Annotated in this window: 27 protein-coding genes; all 27 read left to right on the top strand. The window is 42.5% G+C overall.

Going from position 1 to position 22,973, the window contains the following annotated elements; all coding sequences use genetic code 11:
- The first annotated feature begins 37 nt into the window (after window positions 1–37).
- The 27 genes from AOC36_RS06825 (at window position 38) to AOC36_RS06700 (ending at window position 22,961) form a co-directional block, all read left to right on the top strand.
- Window positions 38–820: a phage antirepressor KilAC domain-containing protein gene (locus AOC36_RS06825; RefSeq protein WP_067632726.1), complete on the top strand. Its 783-nt coding sequence runs from the start codon at window positions 38–40 to the stop codon at window positions 818–820.
- Between the two features lies 1 nt (window position 821).
- Entirely contained in the window at window positions 822–1,256 is a 435-nt protein-coding gene (locus AOC36_RS06820; RefSeq protein ID WP_067632724.1) for a DUF7768 domain-containing protein, read from the top strand.
- Window positions 1,253–3,610 carry a virulence-associated E family protein gene (locus tag AOC36_RS06815; RefSeq protein WP_067632722.1) on the top strand — a complete coding sequence of 786 codons (2,358 nt, stop codon included), beginning with the start codon at window positions 1,253–1,255 and terminating at the stop codon, window positions 3,608–3,610. Before AOC36_RS06820 ends, AOC36_RS06815 begins: the two co-directional genes overlap by 4 nt.
- A 224-nt stretch (window positions 3,611–3,834) precedes the next feature.
- Window positions 3,835–4,116, top strand: coding sequence for a VRR-NUC domain-containing protein (locus AOC36_RS06810; RefSeq protein ID WP_067632720.1), 282 nt, complete (start codon window positions 3,835–3,837; stop codon window positions 4,114–4,116).
- A complete protein-coding gene (locus tag AOC36_RS06805; protein WP_067632718.1) occupies window positions 4,097–5,449 on the top strand; it encodes a DEAD/DEAH box helicase in 1,353 nt (450 codons plus the stop codon). The genes AOC36_RS06810 and AOC36_RS06805 overlap by 20 nt, the downstream gene beginning before the upstream one ends.
- Window positions 5,446–5,670 (top strand): hypothetical protein, encoded by a 225-nt coding sequence (locus tag AOC36_RS06800; RefSeq protein ID WP_067632716.1) that lies wholly within the window; start codon window positions 5,446–5,448, stop codon window positions 5,668–5,670. The genes AOC36_RS06805 and AOC36_RS06800 overlap by 4 nt, the downstream gene beginning before the upstream one ends.
- Entirely contained in the window at window positions 5,667–6,119 is a 453-nt protein-coding gene (locus AOC36_RS06795; RefSeq protein WP_018659555.1) for a DUF1492 domain-containing protein, read from the top strand. The genes AOC36_RS06800 and AOC36_RS06795 overlap by 4 nt, the downstream gene beginning before the upstream one ends.
- A 94-nt stretch (window positions 6,120–6,213) precedes the next feature.
- Window positions 6,214–6,597 (top strand): HNH endonuclease, encoded by a 384-nt coding sequence (locus tag AOC36_RS12565; RefSeq protein WP_470295747.1) that lies wholly within the window; start codon window positions 6,214–6,216, stop codon window positions 6,595–6,597.
- Window positions 6,598–6,716: 119 nt separating this feature from the next.
- Window positions 6,717–7,256, top strand: coding sequence for a P27 family phage terminase small subunit (locus AOC36_RS06790; protein ID WP_067632713.1), 540 nt, complete (start codon window positions 6,717–6,719; stop codon window positions 7,254–7,256).
- Between the two features lies 1 nt (window position 7,257).
- Entirely contained in the window at window positions 7,258–8,421 is a 1,164-nt protein-coding gene (gene metK / locus AOC36_RS06785) for a methionine adenosyltransferase (protein WP_067632711.1), read from the top strand.
- Window positions 8,411–9,646, top strand: a complete 1,236-nt coding sequence (locus AOC36_RS06780; protein ID WP_067632710.1) for a site-specific DNA-methyltransferase — start codon at window positions 8,411–8,413, stop codon at window positions 9,644–9,646. The genes metK and AOC36_RS06780 overlap by 11 nt, the downstream gene beginning before the upstream one ends.
- Window positions 9,639–11,375: a DNA cytosine methyltransferase gene (locus AOC36_RS06775; RefSeq protein WP_067632708.1), complete on the top strand. Its 1,737-nt coding sequence runs from the start codon at window positions 9,639–9,641 to the stop codon at window positions 11,373–11,375. The genes AOC36_RS06780 and AOC36_RS06775 overlap by 8 nt, the downstream gene beginning before the upstream one ends.
- Window positions 11,376–11,469: 94 nt before the next feature.
- Window positions 11,470–12,162: a virulence protein gene (locus tag AOC36_RS06770; protein ID WP_067632706.1), complete on the top strand. Its 693-nt coding sequence runs from the start codon at window positions 11,470–11,472 to the stop codon at window positions 12,160–12,162.
- Window positions 12,146–12,376 carry a DUF4314 domain-containing protein gene (locus tag AOC36_RS06765; protein ID WP_067632704.1) on the top strand — a complete coding sequence of 77 codons (231 nt, stop codon included), beginning with the start codon at window positions 12,146–12,148 and terminating at the stop codon, window positions 12,374–12,376. Before AOC36_RS06770 ends, AOC36_RS06765 begins: the two co-directional genes overlap by 17 nt.
- Window positions 12,366–12,545, top strand: coding sequence for a DUF5049 domain-containing protein (locus AOC36_RS06760; RefSeq protein WP_067632702.1), 180 nt, complete (start codon window positions 12,366–12,368; stop codon window positions 12,543–12,545). Before AOC36_RS06765 ends, AOC36_RS06760 begins: the two co-directional genes overlap by 11 nt.
- A gap of 100 nt (window positions 12,546–12,645) precedes the next feature.
- Window positions 12,646–14,256, top strand: a complete 1,611-nt coding sequence (locus tag AOC36_RS06755) for a terminase TerL endonuclease subunit (RefSeq protein ID WP_232505353.1) — start codon at window positions 12,646–12,648, stop codon at window positions 14,254–14,256.
- Window positions 14,257–14,376: 120 nt separating this feature from the next.
- Window positions 14,377–15,594, top strand: a complete 1,218-nt coding sequence (locus tag AOC36_RS06750) for a phage portal protein (protein ID WP_232505352.1) — start codon at window positions 14,377–14,379, stop codon at window positions 15,592–15,594.
- Window positions 15,530–16,261 (top strand): head maturation protease, ClpP-related, encoded by a 732-nt coding sequence (locus AOC36_RS06745; protein WP_232505351.1) that lies wholly within the window; start codon window positions 15,530–15,532, stop codon window positions 16,259–16,261. Before AOC36_RS06750 ends, AOC36_RS06745 begins: the two co-directional genes overlap by 65 nt.
- Before the next feature lie 16 nt (window positions 16,262–16,277).
- Window positions 16,278–17,474 (top strand): phage major capsid protein, encoded by a 1,197-nt coding sequence (locus AOC36_RS06740; protein WP_067632697.1) that lies wholly within the window; start codon window positions 16,278–16,280, stop codon window positions 17,472–17,474.
- 12 nt (window positions 17,475–17,486) lie between these two features.
- Window positions 17,487–17,711 (top strand): Head fiber protein, encoded by a 225-nt coding sequence (locus AOC36_RS06735; protein ID WP_067632694.1) that lies wholly within the window; start codon window positions 17,487–17,489, stop codon window positions 17,709–17,711.
- A 22-nt stretch (window positions 17,712–17,733) separates the two neighbouring features.
- Window positions 17,734–18,042, top strand: a complete 309-nt coding sequence (locus AOC36_RS06730) for a head-tail connector protein (RefSeq protein ID WP_067632692.1) — start codon at window positions 17,734–17,736, stop codon at window positions 18,040–18,042.
- A 23-nt stretch (window positions 18,043–18,065) separates the two neighbouring features.
- Window positions 18,066–18,407 carry a head-tail adaptor protein gene (locus AOC36_RS06725; RefSeq protein ID WP_067632690.1) on the top strand — a complete coding sequence of 114 codons (342 nt, stop codon included), beginning with the start codon at window positions 18,066–18,068 and terminating at the stop codon, window positions 18,405–18,407.
- Entirely contained in the window at window positions 18,394–18,825 is a 432-nt protein-coding gene (locus AOC36_RS06720) for an HK97-gp10 family putative phage morphogenesis protein (RefSeq protein ID WP_067632687.1), read from the top strand. Before AOC36_RS06725 ends, AOC36_RS06720 begins: the two co-directional genes overlap by 14 nt.
- On the top strand, window positions 18,822–19,166 hold the full coding sequence (locus tag AOC36_RS06715; RefSeq protein ID WP_067632684.1) for a hypothetical protein: 345 nt from the start codon (window positions 18,822–18,824) through the stop codon (window positions 19,164–19,166). Before AOC36_RS06720 ends, AOC36_RS06715 begins: the two co-directional genes overlap by 4 nt.
- A gap of 2 nt (window positions 19,167–19,168) precedes the next feature.
- A complete protein-coding gene (locus AOC36_RS06710) occupies window positions 19,169–19,762 on the top strand; it encodes a major tail protein (protein WP_067632682.1) in 594 nt (197 codons plus the stop codon).
- Between the two features lie 3 nt (window positions 19,763–19,765).
- The gene (locus AOC36_RS12480) at window positions 19,766–20,149 is read left to right on the top strand and encodes a hypothetical protein (RefSeq protein WP_067632680.1); all 384 of its coding nucleotides are present in this window, start codon (window positions 19,766–19,768) and stop codon (window positions 20,147–20,149) included.
- A 205-nt stretch (window positions 20,150–20,354) separates the two neighbouring features.
- The gene (locus tag AOC36_RS06700; RefSeq protein WP_067632677.1) at window positions 20,355–22,961 is read left to right on the top strand and encodes a phage tail protein; all 2,607 of its coding nucleotides are present in this window, start codon (window positions 20,355–20,357) and stop codon (window positions 22,959–22,961) included.
- Window positions 22,962–22,973: the final 12 nt, after the last annotated feature.

Genomic DNA, 22,973 nt, shown 5'->3' with positions numbered 1-22,973 from the left:
GTCAAGACCTCCAAAAAAACACAAGGAGGTAATTCGAATGGAATTACAAGTTTACAAAAATGCAGAGTTCGGCTCTGTACGTACTACAACGATTGGCGGGCAACCATATTTTGTTGGCAAGGATGTAGCAAGCATTCTTGGTTATGCAAATACTCGCAAAGCTTTGATCGACCACATTGATGAAGAGGATAAGGATGACGTAACGATTCGTGACGCCATCGGAAGAAATCAAACGATGATTGCGATAAACGAATCCGGCCTTTATAGCCTCATACTCTCCAGCAAGATGCCAAATGCAAAAAAGTTTAAGCGATGGGTCACCAATGAAGTCCTCCCTGCTATTCGCAAACATGGACTTTATGCAACAGATGATTTAATCGCAAATCCTGACCTTGCCATTGCTGCATTTACTGCACTGAAAGAGGAACGTGAAAAGAACAAGGAATTGATGGCAGCCGTTGCGATTGGTCAGCAGCAAATTGCTGAGATGAAACCCAAGGCTACTTACTATGATGTGGTTCTTAAATGCAGGGATGCAGTCAATATCTCTGTGATTGCCAAAGATTACGGCTGGAGTGCCATGCGCATGAACGAATACCTTCATGAAAAAGGCATTCAGTACAAACAAGGAACTATTTGGCTTCTCTATCAAAAGTATGCTCCAAATGGATATACCAAGACTAACACTCACATTTATGAAGATAGCAAAGGTATCCAACATACGAAAGTGCATACCAAGTGGACACAAAAAGGCAGACTCTTTATCTATGAACAGTTGAAAGCGGATGGTATTTATCCGCAGATTGAGATGGAGGTGTGATATGGGAATCAATATGAAAAATGCAGAAGGGTATCATGACCCAACTCCTCATAAAGCACTTAGTAATATCACCCGTGAGGAAAGGGCAGCAGCAAAAGCTGCCTTTAAGCCTCTTGTCTATATCTGCTCTCCTTTTAGCGGAGATATAGAAATCAATAATAAGCGGACACGGGAGTTCTGCCGTTTTGCTTTCGATAAGGGGAACATCCCGCTTGCTCCTCACCTTATGTTTCCACAGTTCATGGATGATAACAATGAACAGGAACGTGACCTCGCAATTTTTATGGATATTATCCTGATGGGCAAATGCCAAGAGGTCTGGGTTCTAGGTGATGTGATTTCAAGAGGTATGAGTATTGAAATTGAAAAAGCAAAGAAGCGCAGACAGCCGGTTAGATACTTTAATAAAGATTTTGAGGAGGTAGAGTCTCTATGAAGATAGCATACGGCAACAGCCGAATGGATAAGAAATGGAAAAACACAGATATCAGCTGGGAGGACTTTTGCTCCCGGGTTAAGACCACACAGCGTACTACTGAAACCGTGGAAGAATACCGTAAGATGAAAAAGGGCGGACAGGATTCAATCAAAGATGTCGGCGGTTTTGTTGGCGGTCATTTAAAAGACGGCAGACGTAAAAAAGGTAATGTGCTGTCACGCTCCATGCTAACCCTTGATATGGACTATGGTACAAGTAGCATATGGGGTGAAATATGTATATTCTTTCCGTATCAGTGCTGTATCTATTCTACCCATAAGCATACCCCAGAAAATCCAAGGCTTAGACTAATCATTCCTCTCTCGCGTGATGTGGGAGAAGACGAATATGCCGCGGTCAGCCGTATGGTAGCAAAGGAAGTAGGCATCGATCTATTTGATGACACTACCTATGAACCGGAAAGATTGATGTATTGGCCGTCTACTTCAAGAAACGGTGTGTTTGTGTATGAGGAAAAAGATGGTTCTCTCCTTGATCCTGATGAATTTCTAAATAAATACGATGATTGGCGAGACACCAGTACTTGGCCCGTATCCTCTAGGCAGTCAGAAGTACTTGATCGCTCATTAAAAGAACAAGCCGATCCACTTTCAAAAGAGGGAGTTATCGGTACTTTTTGTCGTAGCTACTCAGTAAGCACTGCAATCGATACGTTCTTAAAGGATATATACGAGCCTTCAGTAATGGTTGGTCGCTATGATTATATCCCGGCTGACTCCAGTGCAGGGGTTATCCTCTATGATGATAAGTTTGCCTATTCTCACCACGCAACAGATCCTGCAAGTGGGAGGCTGCTTAATGCTTTTGACCTTGTTCGCATTCACAAGTTTGGTCATTTAGATGATCGAGCGACAGAAAGCACACCTCCAAGTAAACTCCCATCCTTTATCAATATGTGCGAATTTGCCATCCAAGACGATGAAGTAAAAGCACAGTTTATGAAAGAGCGGATGGAACAGGCAACAATCGATTTTACTGAAGATAACTGGCAGACAGCACTTGAGCTGGATAAGCAAGGAAAGATTAAGGACACCTTGGATAATATCGTTCTCATCATCCGTAACGATTCAGAACTAGAATCCATTGCTTTTAATAAGCACCGTGATGGAATCGATGCAAGAGACGGACTGCCTTGGGAACAGATGAAGGGCGGCTGGAATGATTCAGATAATGCAGCCCTTAAAGTTTATCTGTCTAATAAATATGGCATCTACTCCCCAACCAAAACAAAGGACGCAATACTAGCAGTCGCAGCAGAGCGATCCTATCATCCTATAAAAGAATACCTGGATCATCTACCAGAGTGGGATGGAACCGATCGCGTTGAAACCTTGCTGATTGATTATTTTAATGCAACAGATAATTCCTATACTAGAGCCGTTACCAGAAAAATGATGGTGGCAGCAGTCACTAGAATTGTTCATCCTGGTACGAAATTCGACAGCGTTTTAATTCTAAATGGACCACAAGGTATCGGTAAGTCTACCTTCTTTGCAAAACTAGCAGGCGATTGGTTTTCCGATAGTTTAACCCTCACCGATATGAAAGACAAAGCAGGCCCAGAAAAACTCCAAGGCTACTGGATCCTAGAACTGGGTGAACTAGCCGGAATGCGAAAAACTGATGTGGAGGTTGTGAAATCCTTCATCTCAAGGTCAGATGATAAGTATCGTGCAAGCTATGGTGTGAACGTTGAAAGTCACCCTCGTCAATGTATTATTGTCGGTTCTACCAATGCAGAGAGTGGATTTTTGCGAGATATCACTGGTAACCGTAGATTCTGGCCTGTGCGTATTAGTGGTGACGGTAAAAGAAGAGCATGGCAGATGTCCGTATACGATGTAGAGCAGATTTGGGCAGAAACTTTGGTGCTGTATAGCCAAGGTGAAAAGCTCTATTTAGAAGGCAGTGATGTAGAGTTAGCAACGAATGAGCAAGCAGATGCCATGGAAAGTGATGAGCGAGAAGGCCTTGTTCGCACTTACCTCGATACGCTGTTACCCGATGATTGGAATGCCCTGTCCTTATACGAGCGAAGAAATTACCTTAACGGTAGTGAATTTGGTGGGGAATCTCGTGTCGGTACGGTTGAACGTACGCTTGTTTGCAATATGGAAATTTGGTGTGAATGCTTTGGAAGGGATGCCTCCGCCATGAAGCCTGCGGACTCCTATGCCATTGCAGGAATTATGAAAAAGATTAATGGGTGGAACAAGTACCAAGGGAACAAGAATGGAACAAGTAATTTTCCCCTTTACGGTAGGCAACGTTGTTACGAGAAGAATGAGTAAGGTCGTTCCTTGTTCTTTAGTTGTTCCTTATGCTTGTTCTCTTAAAAACCCAGTCATTACCGACATTTTGGCTTTACTGGAATGAGTGGAACAAGAGTTTTACTACTTAGTAATAAATTAATAAATAGTAGTAGTAAAGCATCGTGAGCGTATGTATGCGCGCGTATAGGAAAAAACGTTAAAAGTTGTGCTTGTTGTTCCTGATGAATTGTTGGAGGTCATTTATGCAAGAAAAATATATAGAACAAAAACTGGTAGCGACAGTAAAAAGCATGGGAGGTATTGCCCCGAAATTTGTGAGTCCTGGAATAGATGGAATGCCCGACCGCATCGTGTTACTTCCCATGGGAAGAATCGCCTTTGTCGAATGTAAGGCGACAGGGAAAAAGATGCGTCCTTTACAGAATAAAAGAAAGAAGCAATTAGAGGCATTAGGCTTTTTGGTCTATTGCCTGGATGATATAGAACAGATTGGAGGGATACTTAGTGAAATACAATCCACATGAATACCAAAGCTATGCTACTGAATTCATTTTATCCCATCCCATATCGGCTGTATTTCTTGAAATGGGTTTAGGTAAAAGTGTGATTACCTTATCCGCCATATTTGATCTGTGTTTGGATAGCTTTCTCGTTTGCAAGGTGTTAGTCATTGCTCCTTTAAGAGTAGCAAGAGATACATGGCCTGCTGAAATAAAAAAGTGGGATCACTTAAAAGGACTCTCTTATTCGGTGGCAGTAGGAACAGAAAAAGAAAGAATCGATGCCCTCAAGAAACAATCAACGGTATACATCATCAATCGTGAGAACGTGGATTGGTTGGTTCATAAAAGTGGTATTCCTTTTCATTTTGATATGGTGGTCATTGATGAATTGTCATCCTTTAAGTCCTATGGTGCAAAGCGGTTTAAGAGTCTACTCAAAGTTAGACCCTCTGTAAAAAGAATAGTTGGTCTTACCGGCACTCCCTCCAGTAATGGATTGATGGATTTATGGGCAGAGTTTCGCATTCTTGATTTGGGTCAAAGGCTTGGACGCTACATCAGCCATTATCGAAACACCTATTTTAAGCCAGATAAGAGAAACGCACAGATTATATTTTCTTATAAACCACTGCCAGGTGCAGAAGAGGAAATCTACAAACAAATATCGGACATCACTATTTCTATGAAATCTACCGATTATCTCAAGATGCCTGAATATGTCAGTAATGAAGTGTTTGTCACTTTAAGTGAAAAAGAATGGAAAGTCTATTCAGATTTTAAGGAAGACATGGTTGCTAACTTAGGTGATGAAGAAATTGATGCTGTTAATGCGGCAGTCCTTTCTGGAAAACTGTTACAGATGGCAAATGGTGCAGTATACGATAGCGAAAATAAAGCTCATGTGATTCATGAAAAAAAGCTAGATGCCTTGGAAGATTTAATCGAAGGAGCAAATGGGAAACCGGTCCTTGTTGCTTATTGGTATAAGCATGATTTAGAACGGATTAAAGAGCGATTTCCGGTAAGGCAAATTCAGTCATCAAAGGATATTGAGAATTGGAATGATGGCAAGATACCCATTGCTGTTATTCATCCAGCTAGTGCAGGTCATGGTCTTAATCTTCAAAGCGGAGGTTCAACGCTTATCTGGTTTGGTCTGACCTGGTCACTAGAGCTGTATCAGCAAACCAATGCAAGACTATATAGGCAGGGTCAAAAGAATACAGTTATTGTTCACCACATTATCACCAAAAACACCATCGATGAAGACGTACTGCTTGCACTCACAAAAAAGGAGAAAACTCAAGATGCCTTGATTGATGCGGTAAAGGCGAATTTAGAGGTGATGCGATGACAGAACCTTATCAAGATTTAGCCAATGCCATTATTTTGATGGCTGTTAAGGATTATAGAGATGCCTTAAAGAAACTAAAGAAACGTCCATTTTATGGACCGGCACAAGATATGAAAAACGAGGTGGAGAGGTTCTTCCACTCTGATTGGTATAGAGAACTTACCTCTGTTGATGGGAACGTCCTAATCAAAAAGCTACAAGCGGAGGTGAGCGAACAATGAAAGCAAAAGAATATTTACATCAAGCCTACAGGCTAGATAAACGAATACAATCAAACATTGAGGAAATGGAAAGGCTAAGGGAGTTATCGACCAGTGTTTCCTCCCCTAGCTGGGGCGAGAGAATACAGACACAACGGCATACCGATGCTTTGTTTGTCAGATATCTGGAGCGAATTGAAGAACTTCAAATCAAGATTAATGATGAGGTGGATCACCTTGTAGCACTTAAAGCAGAGATTCGAGATGTGATTAATAAAGTAACGGATATCGATGAACGCATGGTGTTACGTTACCGTTATGTTCACAACTTTACTTGGGAGCAAATTGGTGATGAGCTAAATGCTGATAAGAGTACCATTCGCAGATGGCATGGCAATGCCTTAAATCATGTTGTCGTACCTGAAAATCCAATTGTTATTCAAATGTTGAACAGCAATGAGCACTTTTGAGCAGAGATAAGCACCTCATCTTTATGTTACATTATAATCAGCAAGATAGAATACTTACCAAGCCTTGTGGGATGCGCCCTGCAGGGCTTTTTCTATGCCCAGAAAGCGAGGTGAAACGATGCCAAGAAAACCTAAGCGACCATGTAGCAGTCCAGGATGTCCCAACTTAACCGATGGCCAGTACTGTGAAGACCATCGAGTAGAAGAGCGTAGGCGCTATGACAAATATCAACGGTCAAAGGATGTTAATAAGAAATACGGCAGAGCCTGGAAAAGAATCCGTGACCGCTATGCACGAGAACATCCCCTGTGTGAGATGTGTAAAAAGGACGGACGACTGACTCCCACTGATGAAGTGCATCACATCCTCCCTGTTTCTCAAGGTGGTACACACGATAGAAGTAATCTGATGTCCTTGTGTAAATCCTGTCACAACAAGATTCATTTAGATCTCGGTGATCGACAGATTCGTAGCTGACCCAAGGGGGAGGTCAAATCTCTAGACCTCTTATGGCGGACAACGGCCTGGGGCTTCGCGTGTAAAAATCAGAAATCAAAGGGGGTATTAAAGACTTTTAGGAAAGTGGGGTGAAAAACATGGCGAAAGACGGTACAGCAAGAGGCGGTCAGCGTGTGGGTTCAGGAAGAAAATCAAAGGCTCTAACCGATAAAATTGCTGACGGCAGATTAAATGGTGCCATGATCCTGCCAGAGCCAACGGAAATAGAAGGTGCAGATGTGCCGGCTGTAAAAGATTATTTAAAGGCTACTCAGAAAAATGGCAAAGACCTCTGCGCAGAAGATATTTATATAGAAACCTATAAATGGTTAAAAGATCGTAGCTGCGAAATGTTAGTAAACAACCAGTTAATCGAGCAGTATGCCATGAGCGTTTCTCGTTGGATTCAGTGCGAGGAATGTATTTCAGAATATGGATTTCTTGCAAAGCATCCAACCACTTCCGCTGCCATCGCATCACCTTACGTTGCGATGAGCCGTGAATACATGAAACAGGTCAACCAGTGTTGGTATCAGATTTACCAAATTGTAAAAGAAAACTGCTCTGTGGAGTTCGGTGGCAGAAGTCCACAAGATGATTTGATGGAGCGGTTATTATCTGCTCGGAAAGGAAAATAAAATGAAAAAATATAGAACGTGCGAAAGTGTCTGTAAAGGTCATCCCGATAAATTATGTGACCTTATTTCAGATAGCATTTTAGATGCGTGTTTAAGAAAAGATAAATCCTCTCGTGTTGCTTGCGAGGTGATGGCTACCAAAGGACACATCATTGTTGCCGGTGAGATTACCTGTTCAAAGAGAATTGATATCAGAGGTGTTGTTCGCCGTGTTCTGACGGAGGTGGGCTACAATCCAAGAAAGTTTTTAGTCTTTGTCTACGTACACCAGCAAAGTAAAGATATCGCAGGTGGTGTGGATAGGCCCTTGGAATCTCGTGAGGGTGATACGTCATGGTATTCCATGTTAGGTGCTGGTGACCAAGGCACCGTTTATGGCTATGCCACCAATGAAACTAGTGAGAAACTACCTCTCCCCTTAGTCTTATCCCATGCCATTTGCGAAAAGCTAGATAAGGTGATGAAGAATGGCGTGATTAAAGATATTGGTCCAGATGGTAAGGCTCAAGTCACTGTGGAGTATGAAGATGATAAACCGAAACGAATTAAGACCATCGTTGTTTCTGTTCAACACAGTGCAGATAAAGATTTAGATGTTTTAAGAAATGAAGTCATTGCTCAGGTACTGTGGCCAGTCTTTGAAAAATATCCATTTGACGATGAGACTGAGATCCTTATTAATCCAAGTGGACGATTTGTTGAAGGAGGGCCTGCAGCAGATACTGGTCTTACGGGAAGAAAAATCATGGTTGATACCTATGGCGGACTCGCCGCTCATGGTGGCGGTGCATTTTCGGGTAAAGACCCGACAAAAGTTGACCGCAGTGGTGCCTATATGGCAAGGGCGATTGCGAAGAATATCGTTCGATGTAGCTTTGCTAAGCGATGCCAGGTAGCGATTTCCTATGCCATTGGAAAAGCAGATCCTGTTGCTCTTGAGATTGATACCTTTGGAACAGGTACGGTTGAGGAAAGTATCCTTTGCCGTGCTGTTTTAGATGTATTCAATCTAAGACCTGCAGCCATTATCGAAAAGCTAAAGCTGACGGATGTTATTTATGCAGATACAGCTACTTACGGTCATTTCAGATATGGCTTAAGCACGTGGGAATTTTTAGATTGCTATACAGAACTAAGGGAGGCGGTAAACAAATATGTTGATTGAAAAGAAGAACACAAAAGACCTCATCCCTGCAACATACAATCCTCGTAAAGATTTAAAACCTGGTGATGCAGAATACGATAAATTAAAACGATCCATTGAACAATTTGGTTATGTAGAGCCGGTTATCTGGAATAAGGTGACCGGCCATGTTGTCGGTGGGCATCAAAGACTGAAGGTTCTCATGGATATGGGTATCACAGAAGTCGAGTGTGTCATCATCGAGATGGACGAAGAGAAAGAAAAAGCACTTAACATCGCACTCAATAAAATCAGCGGTGCTTGGGACAAGGATAAACTGGCCCTTTTAATTTCAGATTTACAAGGTGTAGATTTTGATGTTTCCCTAACTGGATTTGACCCTAAAGAACTGGATGACTTATTTAAGGACACATTGAAAGATGGTATCCACGATGATGACTTTGATGTGGAGACAGAACTAAAAAAGCCTGCCATCAGCAAGCTTGGTGACATCTGGACGCTTGGCAGACACAGGCTTATCTGTGGTGACTCCACCAAAGAAGAAACCTATGATGTGCTGATGAATAAAAAGAAGGCAAACTTGTGTGTAACAGATCCTCCCTACAATGTGAATTATGAAGGCACTGCAGGAAAGATTAAAAATGACCATATGGGAAATGATGCCTTCTACCAGTTCCTCTTAGATGCCTTTATCAACATCGAAGAAGTTCTGGCAGACGATGCCTCCATCTATGTATTTCATGCCGACACCGAAGGATTTAATTTTAGAAAAGCTTTCTCGGATGCCGGTTTTTATTTGTCTGGCTGTTGTATCTGGAAAAAGGACTCCCTTGTACTGGGGCGTTCTCCTTATCAATGGCAGCACGAACCTGTGCTGTTTGGCTGGAAAAAGAAAGGCAAGCATCAGTGGTATACGGGCAGGAAAGAAACCACCATCTGGGAATTTGATAAGCCGAAGAGAAATGGAGACCATCCTACGATGAAACCTATCCCTCTGCTCGCCTATCCGGTTTTGAACTCCTCGATGACTAACACCATTGTGCTAGATCCTTTTGGCGGCAGTGGTAGCACCTTAATTGCTTGTGAACAATCAGAGCGTATTTGCTACACTGCAGAATTAGATGAGAAGTTTTGCGATGTCATTATCAAACGCTACATTGAACAGGTCGGAACTTCTACCAATGTCAGCGTCCAAAGGGATGGGCTGAGCTACAACTATGATGAACTGGAGGTTGCTGATGGATAAATTAACCCTTGGCAGTCTTTTTGATGGTTCAGGTGGTTTTCCTTTAGGCGGTTTAATTTCTGGTATTACCCCAGTATGGGCATCGGAGATTGAACCGTTTCCTATTAGGGTGACAACGAAAAGGCTGCCTTTTATAAAACATTACGGCGATATCTCAACCATGGATGGCAGTAAGATAGAACCGGTAGATATTATTACTTTTGGCTCACCTTGTCAGGATTTATCCATAGCAGGTAAGCGTGATGGCTTGGATGGTAAACGTTCAAGTCTTTTTTATGAGGCCATCCGAATTGTAAAAGAAATGAGGTGTGCTACAGATGGCAAAAAACCAAGATATATTGTCTGGGAAAACGTCCCTGGAGCCTTCTCATCAAACAAAGGAGAAGATTTCAGATGTGTCCTTGAAGGCATCTGCCACATCAAGGATGAAACCTTATCAGTTCCTAAGATTGATAAGTGGAAACAGGCAGGAACTATTGTGGGAGACCATTTTTCCCTTGCCTGGCGAGTGCTTGACGCTCAATACTGGGGAGTTCCCCAACGAAGAAAACGAATCTTCCTTGTCGCAGATTTTGCAGGTGGGGGTGCCGGAGAAATACTATTTAAGTCAGAAGGCTTGTCTGGGTATTCTAAGGAGAGCATCCGCTCGTGGCAAGGTGCTACCAGCTATATTGCAGACAGCACTGGAGAGGCAGGCACAATCTGCTTAAATGACCAGGGCGGCAATCGTATGGATGTGACAGAGGATATTACTTGTACCCTACGTGCTAAGTCAAATCATCCACCTTGTGTTATGGATACAGCTGTTTTTGATAATCACGGAAAGGATACTCGTTTTAGTGGGCCGATTGATGTTGCTCCTACGATTTCAGCGACCTATGGAACAGGCGGCAACAACCAACCATTTGTTGTAGAGAATTCTAAGACTTATGATGTGCGATTTACCTCGGAAGGAACTGTAAATGCTCGTTCCAATGTTTACGAGAGTGACACGGCAAGAACGATTGATACGTCAGGTAATGCACCGGACAGCAATCAAGGTGGTATTGCAGTGGTGGAATCTTATGGTTTACAAGGCTCTATGATAGGACGGGTAGATAAGAATGGACCTCAAGGTGCTGGTGTGAATGAAGAGCTTAGCTTTACTCTAAATACCGTAGATAAACACGCTGTGGTCTATGCCATTGATAGAGAGTCATTTAACTGCGGTCAAAACTATGCTAGAAACCTAGGAATTACTGAAGACGGAATTAATTCAACACTGAAGGCACAAGGCCCCAGTGCTGTTGCAACTCCTACCTATTCATCCAGTAAGGCATCGTTTTTTACAGATGCCAAAGAGGAACTGGCCAATACACTAGTTGCTACCGACTACAAAGATCCGCCACTTATCAATGATAATGACGGGATAGATTATACGGTGAGAAGACTAACTCCAACTGAGTGTGCAAGACTGCAAGGTTTTCCAGATTGGTGGTGCAGTGATTTAGGCATAGAGACCCCAACGATGGATGACCTTCGGATTTGGTATGACATTTTTGAAACATTCCGTAAAGCAACGGGAGCTTACACCAAACCTAAGACACTGAAGCAAATCACGAAGTGGCTTAAAAACCCTCATTCAGATTCTGCAGAATATAAGATGTGGGGTAATGGAGTAGCCCTGCCCAATGTATGTTTTGTCCTATCGGGCATTGTTTGGTTTACACAATTAGAGGTGAAATATTAAGTCTCATTTCTACACCTAAAAAGCGAGAAATAGCTTGCTATAGTAGTGTTTTAGAGTGATATATGTACATACCAAAACAAAGGAGGTTTTGTACATGGTCATTAAATATAACGTAACAGGAGCAGACCGAAAAAGGCTAGTTACAACACTGAGCAAAATTACAGGTGTGAAAGCAAAGTATCTAGGAATGCCTAGCATGGCTTATGAGGTGGGGGATTTTATCATCGACAAGAATGGAACACTTGAACAAGGTGGCAAGGCAGATAGCGAAGAAATCGAAAGTGTGGCCGAGCATTTATTAAGTGAGGGCTTTACCCCAATGGAAGAAACTAAGGGCACAGAGGCCGCACAAACGGCGGACAGCGGAATGTTTGGTCTTTGTATCTCCATGCCAAGAAACAGCTTTACTGATACAGCATTAGAAAACGTAAAAGCAATCATTCAGGTAAAAGGCGAACTGATTCGTCATGCTTTGCGGCTAGACGATTTACCGATTAAGATTTCAGAAGAGGAAGTCTCATTTCCTTGGTTTGAAGAAATGCCTTCACCAGAAGAGGTACAAGCGTATACCCACTTTATTTCAGCTCTTTGTGAGATGGCAAGGAATCAAAAACGCATCATGGCAAAAGAAAAGGAAACTCCGAATGAGAAATATGCATTTCGATGCTTTTTACTGCGCCTTGGCTTTATCGGAAAAGAATATAAGGAAGAACGAAAAATACTGCTTAGAAACCTAACAGGTTCATCGGCATTTAAAGGAGGAGCTAAAAATGATGATAATCAGTAAGGAAAGACTACATCATCTTCGTGAAAAGTATCCTGTTGGATGCCGTGTAGAACTTTTAAGGATGGATGACTTTCAAGCACCAGTTATTGGAACAAAAGGAACAGTAATAGGCGTAGATGATATTGGTTCAATCATGGTGTCTTGGGACACGGGGTCTAGTTTATCCGTTGTTTATGGAGAAGACCTTTGCAGGAGGATTGACGATGACAGATAAGATAAAAGAGCAGATTCTTGCCATTCGAGATACAGGCCTTACTAATATGTTTGATGTAAACGCAGTCCAAAGAATCGCAGATGAGATGGAATTTTATGAGCTGGTCATTTTTCTTGAAGAAGAAAAAACCAAGTATGTGAAGTTCATTTTAAACGGTGATGAAGATTAAATCATAAATAATTCAATAGTATAGGGGTTTGAGCGTGCAGACGCTCTTTCTCTCGTCATACAGCTTAAGGCTGTATTTTTTATGCTCATTTTGAAGGGAGGTGACCGCAATTAGAAAGCTCAAGAAATATAAACCGACCCCTTTTATGGCAAAGGACTCTATCTACGATAAAGATGCTGCAGATTATGCGGTCAACTTTATTGAGTGTTTAAGTCATACCAAGGGGAAATGGTCTGGAAAACCATTTGAACTGATTGATTGGCAAGAACAAATTATCAGAGATCTCTTTGGAACACTGAAACCAGATGGTTATCGGCAGTTTAATACAGCCTATATTGAGATTCCTAAGAAAATGGGGAAATCTGAATTAGCGGCAGCTGTCGCATTACTGCTTACTTGTGGTGATGGCGAAGAAAGAGCCGAGGTTTATGGATGCGCTGCAGACAGGCAACAGGCGTCCATTGTTTTTGAGGTGGCTGCTGATATGGTACGTATGAGTCCGGCTCTAAGTAAACGAGTTAAAATCTTATCGGCAACAAAGCGGATCATTTTCCAACCGACTAATAGTTTTTATCAAGTACTTTCAGCAGAGGCTTATTCAAAGCATGGTTTTAATATTCATGGTGTTGTTTTTGATGAGCTGCATACTCAGCCCAATAGAAAACTCTTTGATGTCATGACCAAAGGTTCTGGTGATGCCAGAACGCAGCCTCTATATTTTCTTATCACCACGGCAGGATCTGATACAAAATCAATCTGCTATGAAACCCATCAGAAAGCCAAAGACCTCATGGAGAAAAGAAAGATTGACCCTACTTTTTATCCGGTTATTTATGGAGCAGATGAGTCAGATGATTGGACCGATCCGAAGGTGTGGAAAAAAGCGAATCCAAGCCTTGGCATAACGGTAGGGATTGATAAGGTAAAAGCCGCCTGTGAATCAGCCAAGCAAAACCCTGCAGAAGAGAATGCCTTTAGACAGCTAAGGCTTAATCAGTGGGTCAAACAAGCGGTTCGCTGGATGCCAATGGATAAATGGGATAAATGCGCCTTTGCTGTAAATGAAGAGGATTTACTTGGAAGGGTATGCTATGGCGGACTAGACCTTTCTAGCTCCATTGATATTACTGCCTTTGTATTGGTGTTTCCTCCCCTAGATGAGGATGATAAATACATCATTCTTCCCTACTTTTGGCTGCCAGAAGAAACTCTAAGTGCCAGGGTCAACCGTGACCATGTTCCCTATGATGTCTGGGAAAAGCAGGATCACCTTAAAACAACCGAAGGAAATGTAGTTCATTACGGTTTTATTGAGAAGTTTATTGAAGAACTTGGCGAAAAGTACAATATTCGTGAGATTGCCTTTGACCGTTGGGGAGCCGTACAAATGGTTCAAAACCTAGAAGGCATGGGTTTTACTGTTGTCCCCTTTGGTCAAGGATTTAAGGATATGAGTCCACCGACTAAGGAACTGATGAAACTAACGCTAGAGGAAAAGGTTGCTCATGGTGGGCATCCTGTACTTCGTTGGATGATGGATAACATTTTTGTTCGAACAGACCCGGCAGGCAACATCAAGCCGGACAAGGAAAAATCATCAGAAAAGATTGATGGTGCAGTGGCAACGATTATGGCTCTTGATCGAGCGATTCGTTGTGGCAATGATACGAGTGCTTCGGTTTATGACAACCGAGGCATTCTCTTTATATGAGGGAGGTGATTGGTTTTGGGATTTTTATCATCCATTTTTAAGGCAAGAGATAAGCCTACTGATAGAGCTGTGAGTTCCAACTATACATTTTTAATGGGATCAACCACAGCAGGTAAAACAGTGACCGAACGGTCGGCACTTCAAATGACGGCTGTATACTCTTGTGTTCGAATATTAGCTGAAGCAGTAGCAGGGCTTCCTTTGCACCTTTATCGTTATACAGATGATGGTGGCAAGGAAAAAGCAATTGACCATTCCTTGTATAAACTTTTGCATGATGAACCAAATCCTGAGATGAGTTCCTTTGTGTTTCGAGAAACAATGATGACTCATCTTTTGTTATGGGGGAATTGTTATGCACAGATTATTCGCAATGGAAAAGGTGAAGTTGTAGGACTCTACCCCTTGATGCCAAATCGAATGTCAGTCCATCGAGATGAGAGTGGGCAGCTCTATTACTTATACACCAGAGGTACAGATGATGTGAACAGTACGAAGGGTATGACGGTAAAACTTAGTACCTCAGATGTACTTCATATTCCTGGACTCGGGTTTGATGGGCTTGTTGGCTACTCCCCAATTGCTATGGCTAAAAATGCGATTGGTCTTGCCATTGCAACAGAGGAATATGGAGCTAAGTTCTTTGCTAACGGTGCTGCTCCAAGTGGTGTGCTTGAACATCCAGGAACGATTAAAGAACCTGGGAAAGTCAGAGAGGCTTGGCAGTCACAATTTGGTGGCAGTGCCAATTCCAATAAAATAGCCGTGCTGGAAGAAGGAATGAAATATACACCGATTTCCATTTCACCAGAACAAGCACAATTCCTTGAAACAAGGAAGTTTCAAATCAATGAAATTGCTCGGATTTTTAGAGTCCCTCCTCACATGGTAGGCGACCTTGAGAAGTCGAGCTTTTCTAATATTGAGCAACAATCCCTTGAGTTTGTGAAATACACCTTAGACCCGTGGGTAGTGCGTTGGGAGCAAACCCTAGCCCGCACCCTTTTTACACCGGAAGAAAAGAAAAAATACTTCTTTAGATTCAATGTGGAAGGTCTGCTTAGAGGGGATTATGTTAGTCGCATGAGCGGGTATGCCACAGCAAGGCAGAACGGTTGGATGAGTGCTAATGATATTAGGGAACTTGAAAACCTAGACCGTATCCCTTCAGAGGATGGCGGTGACATGTACCTTGTCAACGGTAATATGCTCCCTCTTACAAAGGCAGGTGCATTCGCAAATACAAACGAGGATGGAAAGGAGGAAGACTTGGATGAAGAACAAGATGTTTTGGCGATGGAAGAACCAAGCAAGCGAACAAGAAGAACGAGTTCTTGAGCTTTATGGAACAATCGCTGAAGAAAGCTGGTTTGATGATGATGTGACCCCGCAGATGTTTAGAAATGAACTCTTTAGCGGAAAAGGACCCATCACTCTATGGATTAACTCACCGGGTGGAGATTGCATTGCTGCAAGTCAGATTTATGCCATGTTGATGGATTACCCAGATGAGGTAACTGTCAAGATTGATGGAATTGCAGCATCAGCCGCTTCTGTCATTGCCATGGCAGGAACAAAGGTGCTGATGGCTCCTACAGCGCTCATGATGATTCATAACCCAGCAACCATCACGATGGGCGATCATGAAGACATGAAACGAGCGATCGAGATGTTAGATGAGGTGAAAGAAAGCATTATTAACGCCTATGAGATTAAGACTGGAGTATCTCGCATCAAACTATCCCATCTCATGGATGCTGAAACCTGGATGAATGCCAACAAAGCGATTGAACTTGGCTTTGCAGACGATGTGCTAAAGGATGAGAAACAATCCGAACACAATTTTTCTGCCTATGCGTTTTCTAGAAAAGCAGTGGCAACTAACCTACTTAACAAAATGGCAGAAAAGAATAAACCAATTCAGGCGGAGGAATCTGCCAAACCCCAAGGGCGCTCAATTGATGAACTCAAGGAGCGACTTTTAATTATCAAAAAATATATGTAAATGGAGGAATTTTACTATGACGATTACAGAAATGCGTAACAAGCGCAAAAAGCTTATTGAAACGATGGACGGGTTCTTGGACACTCATAAAACCAAGAATGGCACATTATCCGCAGAAGATGATGCTACCTATAAAACCATGGAAGATGAAATTTCTGAACTTACCAATGAAATCCATCGCATGGAAAGACGTGAAGCAATCGAGGCTGAACTTGAAAAACCTGTCAGCAAGCCAATCATTGAAAATCCGATGAATGGTCGACTGGATAACAGTGAAAATAAAACTGGCCGAGCAGCTGATTCTTATAAGACTGCTATGCTTTCAGCCCTTCGCTCAAACTTCCGTAATGTATCTAATGTTCTGCAAGAAGGTGTCGATGCAGATGGTGGATACTTGGTTCCAGAAGAGTATGACACGAGGCTGATTGATGGGCTGAAAGACGAAAATATCATCCGTAAGTTAGGCCATACCATTACGACATCTGGTGAGCGAAAAATCAATATAGCGGCCACAAAACCTGCGGCTGCATGGATTGATGAGGGTGAGGCACTGACCTTTAGCGATGCAACCTTCTCTCAAATCAATCTGGATGCCCACAAACTTCATGTAGCCGTAAAGGTTACTGAAGAACTACTTTATGATAATGCCTTCCAACTTGAGAATTACATCATTGAGGAGTTTTATAAGGCTCTGGCTAATGCCGAAGAAGATGCCTTTATTAATGGCAATGGTACAGGAAAACCACTGGGTATTCTAGCTGCAAGTGGTGGAGCTGAAGTCGGTGTGACCACAGCATCTGCAACGGCGATTACTGCTGACGAAGTAATTAACCTAGTGTATTCACTGAAGCGTCCTTACCGTAAAAATGCCGTGTTCATTTTAAATGACCAGACCATTGCAGCCCTTAGAAAACTAAAGGACGGTAACGGTGCCTATATGTGGCAACCGGCCCTTGTTGCAGGTGAACCAGATAAACTACTTGGCTATCCTGTTTATACATCTGCTTATATGCCTACCATTGAGGCAGGTGCTAAGACCATTATCTTTGGCGATTTGTCTTACTACAACATTGGAGATCGTGGTTCTCGTTCCTTTGCAGAACTTCGTGAGCTGTTTGCAGGTAATGGCATGGTCGGTTTTGTTGCTAAAGAACGTGTGGATGGCAAGTTAGTACTACCTGAAGCAATCAAGGTTCTTCAGCAGAAAGCCTAACGGAGGTGCGATATGGATTACAACACAAAAAACTACACCGAACAAGGCGGAGATAAAACCGTCATCGCAGGAACGTTAGAGATTAAGGAGGGAGCAACCGTAACAGGTCTCCCTTCTTCTTTTACTCCTGCAGAAAACCAAGCACCTAGTGTGGCAGAAGATATTACGAGTTTAGTTGCTGATTTTAATGCATTGCTTTCAAAGCTTCAAACAGCAGGACTCATGGAAGCTGATTAAAAAGAGAAAGGATGGTAGCGGTATGACACTGATTCAAAAGGTAAAGGCAAACTTGATTTTAGAGCATGAAGCTGATGACGAACTCTTAGAGATGTTCATCGCCGCTGCTGTCAGTTATGCCGAGAGTTATCAGCATGTACCAGAAAATTTCTATAGCGACAATCCTATGCCACCGACTACAGAGCAAGCCATTATTATGCTTTCCTCTCATTTTTATGAAAGCAGAGATGGTAGTACAGGTGGCTTCTTTGCAGATAATGTGCAGGCGGGTCAGCAGGTTTGGAAAACGGTCAACCTACTATTAAGACTCGATCGGGATTGGAAGGTGTAAACATTGAAAGCGAGGTACTGGTTGTGAGTTTCGGAAAAATGAATGGATTTGCTGATATTAAGGTAGTCACAAAAACAAAAGACAGTGAAGGATTTGCGACAACATCAGAAACCGTGATTGCTTCGATTCGAGTCTACCGGGAAGGGCGTCATGGCAGTGAACGCTGGGCTAACCTAGCTACTTTTTCAGAGGCTACAGATTTATTCAGGTTTCGTGCGATTCCAGGAGTCGAGGTCACGACAGAACATTTTATTGTGTGTGATGGAGAGCGTTTTGATATTACCTCGGTAGAAAACGTAAAAGGTCGAGGTATGTATACAGAAGTTTTGGCAAAGAAGGTGGTGAGCAGTATTGGCAAAAGTTGATATTAAGATGCCCGATGATTTTTTGCTCAAGATTTCAAAGCTTGGATCTGACTTTGACCCTGTTGCCGAAAAGGTGCTAAAAGCAGGTGGCGAAGTCGTTTTCAAACGAACGAAGAGCAATCTTTCTGCTGTAATCGGTAAAGGTACAAAGCATGAATCACGATCAACGGGTGAATTAGAAAAGGCACTCGGTGTCACTTCAGTCAGGCTAGATAGGAACGGAAACCACAATATAAAAATTGGATTTTCTGAACCAAGGCCTGATGGTGAGAGTAACGCAAAAATAGCAAACATCCTTGAGTATGGCAAACACGGTCAACCTGCGAAACCTTTTTTGAAACCAGCTAAAAGTGCATCAAAGTCTGAGTGTATCTCAGTAATGAAAAGCACTTTTGAAGAGGAGGTCAAAAAGATATGAGCATTCTAGCAGACTTACAAGTCGCTTTAGAATCACTGGATGTTCCAATAGAAACAGGCGTGTTCTCGGATACTGCGCCGTCAAAGTACATGGTGATTGTTCCGATGAGCGATAGATTTGACCTTCATTCGGATAATCTACCATGCATCGATGTTCAAGAGGCACGGATTTCAATTTATAGCAAAGGCAGTTATACAGCGTTAAAAAATCAAGTGGTGCAGTTATTGTTGGCTTCCAGTTTCACCATAACCGCACGGAGCTACATCGGCTTTGAAGATGATACGGGCTATTACCACTACAACGTGGATGTAGCCAAACATTATGAAATAGGAGGTAATTAAAAATGGCAACAATTGGTCTGGATAAACTTTATTATGCGACCATCACAGATGATGAAAATGGCGAAGAAATCTATGGCACACCCACTCAGCTGGCAAAAGCAATCTCAGCAGAGTTATCTGTTGAACTGGCAGAGGCAACTCTCTATGCAGATGATGGTGCGGCAGAAATCGTTAAAGAATTTAAAAATGGCACTATCTCTCTTGGAGTGGATGATATTGGCTCGACTACTGCAGCCGCCTTAACCGGAGTCACGGTTGATAAGAACAACGTTGTGGTTTCTAACAGTGAAGATGGCGGGGATCCTGTGGCTGTTGGTTTTAGAGCAAAGAAATCCAATGGCAAGTATAAATACTATTGGCTCTATCGAGTGAAATTCGGTATTCCTGCGACAAACCTAGCAACAAAAGGTGACAGTATTACATTCTCAACACCAACAATTGAAGGTACGGTTCTCCGAAGAAACAAGCCGGATACAAGCGGTAAACATCCGTGGAAAGCGGAAGTGACCGAAGGCGATAAGGATGTACCGGCATCGATTATCAGCAGTTGGTATACAGAAGTCTATGAACCGGATTACACAGTTACGGAGGGCTAAGCGATGGATAACGAACGAACAGCAAGCATTCGTATTGGTGGCGATGAATATGTGCTACTACTTACTACAAAAGCAACAAAGGAAATCGCAGGACGATATGGTGGTCTTGAAAACTTAGGCGATAAGCTAATGAAGTCTGAGAATGTCGAGATGGCACTTTCAGAGATTGTGTGGCTGATTACCTTACTGGCCAATCAAAGTACTCTTGTCTATAACATCAAGCACAAGGATGCTCCGAAGGAATTACTGACAGAAGATGAGGTAGAAATTCTCACAAGCCCGATTGATTTGGCAGAGTACAAAGAGGCAATTATGAATGCCCTTTACAAGGGTGCAAAAAGAAATGTACTCAGTGAGGAAAGCCAAAAAAACGCAGTAGCCCCGTAAGTGACGAAGAGTTATTTACGAGGCTTTTATATTACGGCATCAGCGTATTACATCTGACCATGGATGAATTTTGGCTGATGCCGTTTGGTTTGCTACTAGACTTGTGGGAGTGTCACAAACAGTATCAGGGGCTGGCAAAACCAAAAAGAGAGATATTTATTGATGACATCATCCCTGATGGAATCTGACAAAGGAGGTGGAGAGCATGGCAGATAATTTTGGCTTAAAAATCGGTCTTGAAGGCGAGAAAGAATTTAAAAAGGCATTAACCGATATCAATCGTTCCTTTAAAGTACTTGGCTCTGAAATGAAACTGGTAGCCTCAGAATTTGATAAAAACGATAAGTCTGTCCAGGCACTTTCCGCCAGAAATTCAGTCCTCAATAAAGAGATTGAAACCCAAAAAAGCAAAATTGATACCTTGAGGTCGGCTCTTGAGAATGCAGCTACCTCCTTTGGAGAAACTGATAGAAGAACACAAAACTGGCAGATTCAATTGAACAATGCTGAGGCGGCACTCAACAATATGGAGCGAGAGTTAAGTAGCAATAATGCTGCTCTTGAAGAAGCTAACTCCAATTATGATGATGCTGAAGATGCTCTCGATGACATGAACCGTGAAATGAACGATGTCACCGACAGTGCAGATGATATGGGAAAAGAGATTGATGAGGCGGCTGACTCTGCTGAAAAATCCGAATCTAAGTTTAAAGGTTTAGGTACAACTCTAAAATCTATCGGCATTGCCATGGGAGCAGTTGCTGTTGCAGCAGGTGCGGCGGCTGTCAAACTGGGTAAAGAAGTCATTTCCGCTTATGCAGATTACGAACAATTAGTCGGTGGTGTGGATACGCTTTTTAAAGAAAACTCTCAGCAGTTACAAGACTATGCATCGAATGCCTATAAGACGGCAGGTCTTTCTGCCAATGACTACATGGAAACGGTCACTTCGTTTTCTGCAAGCCTTATTTCTTCTCTTGGAGGAGATACTGAAAAAGCCGTTAAATATGCGGATATGGCAATTACTGATATGTCTGACAATGCCAATAAAATGGGTACAGACATGGAATCCATTCAAAATGCCTATCAGGGTTTTGCTAAACAAAATTACACCATGCTAGACAACCTTAAACTTGGATATGGTGGTACAAAAAGTGAAATGGAGCGACTCCTTGCCGATGCCGAGGCTATCTCTGGCATTGAGTACGATGTTTCTTCTTATGCCGATGTAGTTTCTGCCATCCATGTCATTCAAGAAAGCATGGGCATTGCTGGTACGACTGCTCTTGAGGCAGAGGAGACTATTTCAGGGTCCTTGAATGCTTTTGAATCTGCTTTACAAAATCTTTTAGTTGGTTTTGGAAATGCCGATGCGAATATGGAACAACTCAGTAAAAACATGGTGGATGCCTTTCAGTCGGTGGTAAAAAACATTACTCCAGTGATTGAAAATATCGTAAAGACCCTGCCCATCGCAATTGAAGCATTATTGGATGCGGTTTCTGATTTGTTACCGACACTGCTTGCTACGGTGACAGATTTATTTACTCAGGTACTGAACGCACTGATGAACCTATTACCTACCTTAATACCGGTAGCGGTTGATTCCATCCTTACGATTGTGAATGCCTTGATTGAAAACTTACCACTGCTAGTGGATGCAGCCGTTCAGTTAATAGCAGCTTTAGTGGACGGTCTTGGGCAGGCTCTCCCAGAACTGATTCCTGCGGCAGTTAATGCAATTACTACGATTGTGCAAGGTTTGGTGGATAATTTACCCATGCTTCTCGATGCAGCACTGCAGTTAATACTTGGTTTGGCTCAGGGGCTACTCGAGGCGATCCCGCAACTAATTGAGGCTCTCCCTAAGATTATTTTGGCAATCGTTGATTTTATTATAAGCGCAATTCCTCAGATTATAGATGCAGGTATTCAGCTATTAACATCGTTGGTTACAGCCTTGCCTGAAATTATTACGGCTATTGTAGAGGCGATTCCACAGATAATTGATGGAATATTAAATGGGATTTTAAGTTCGATTCCACAACTCATACAAGCGGGTGTCGACTTACTTGTTGCACTGATTCAAAATCTACCGACCATTATTACCACCATTGTGGTGGCAATCCCTCAAATCATTTCAAGTATCGTAAATGCCTTAATTGGAAACATCGACAAGATCATTATGGCAGGGGTTCAGCTATTTGTAGCACTCATTCAGAATTTACCAACCATTGTGGTAGAGATCGTAAAAGCAGTGCCTCAGATTATTGGCGGCATCGTCAGAGCATTTACAAACTCCATGGGTTCCATCGTGACGGTGGGTGGCAACATTGTAAAAGGGTTATGGCAGGGTATTCAATCCCTTGCTTCTTGGTTATGGAATAAAGTGAGTGGTTGGATTAGTGGCATTTGGACGGGTATCAAGGATTTCTTCGGTATCAAATCACCCTCGAAACAGATGGGGTGGGTTGGTGAAATGCTTGTGAAAGGTCTTGCAGGTTCTATCCAAGATAACGGTGATGAGGCTGTAAAAGCAGCTGAAATGATGAGCGAGGATATCAACGATGTGATGACCAGTCTTGCCAGTGATATGAGTACATCCTTGCCTACAGACTTTTCAGTGGATACTTCTGTAGGCGGCGTGATTTCAAATGCAGCGACCTCTTCCCTAGGTGGTGTCAGTGGGTCGCTAGTTACTATACAGCAGATGATTGTACGAAGTGAAGATGATATCAGAAGGGTATCTCAGGAACTTTATAACTTAATTCAGACAGGCTCTCGTGCTCAGGGTCGGTTTTCTACAACATAAGGAGGTGTGCCG

It is taken from the genome of Erysipelothrix larvae, from assembly GCF_001545095.1.
GTDB classification, from domain to species: domain Bacteria; phylum Bacillota_I; class Bacilli_A; order Erysipelotrichales; family Erysipelotrichaceae; genus Erysipelothrix; species Erysipelothrix larvae.
Note: the sequence above shows the minus strand (reverse complement) of the source record. Positions and strands in the feature narration are given on the sequence as shown.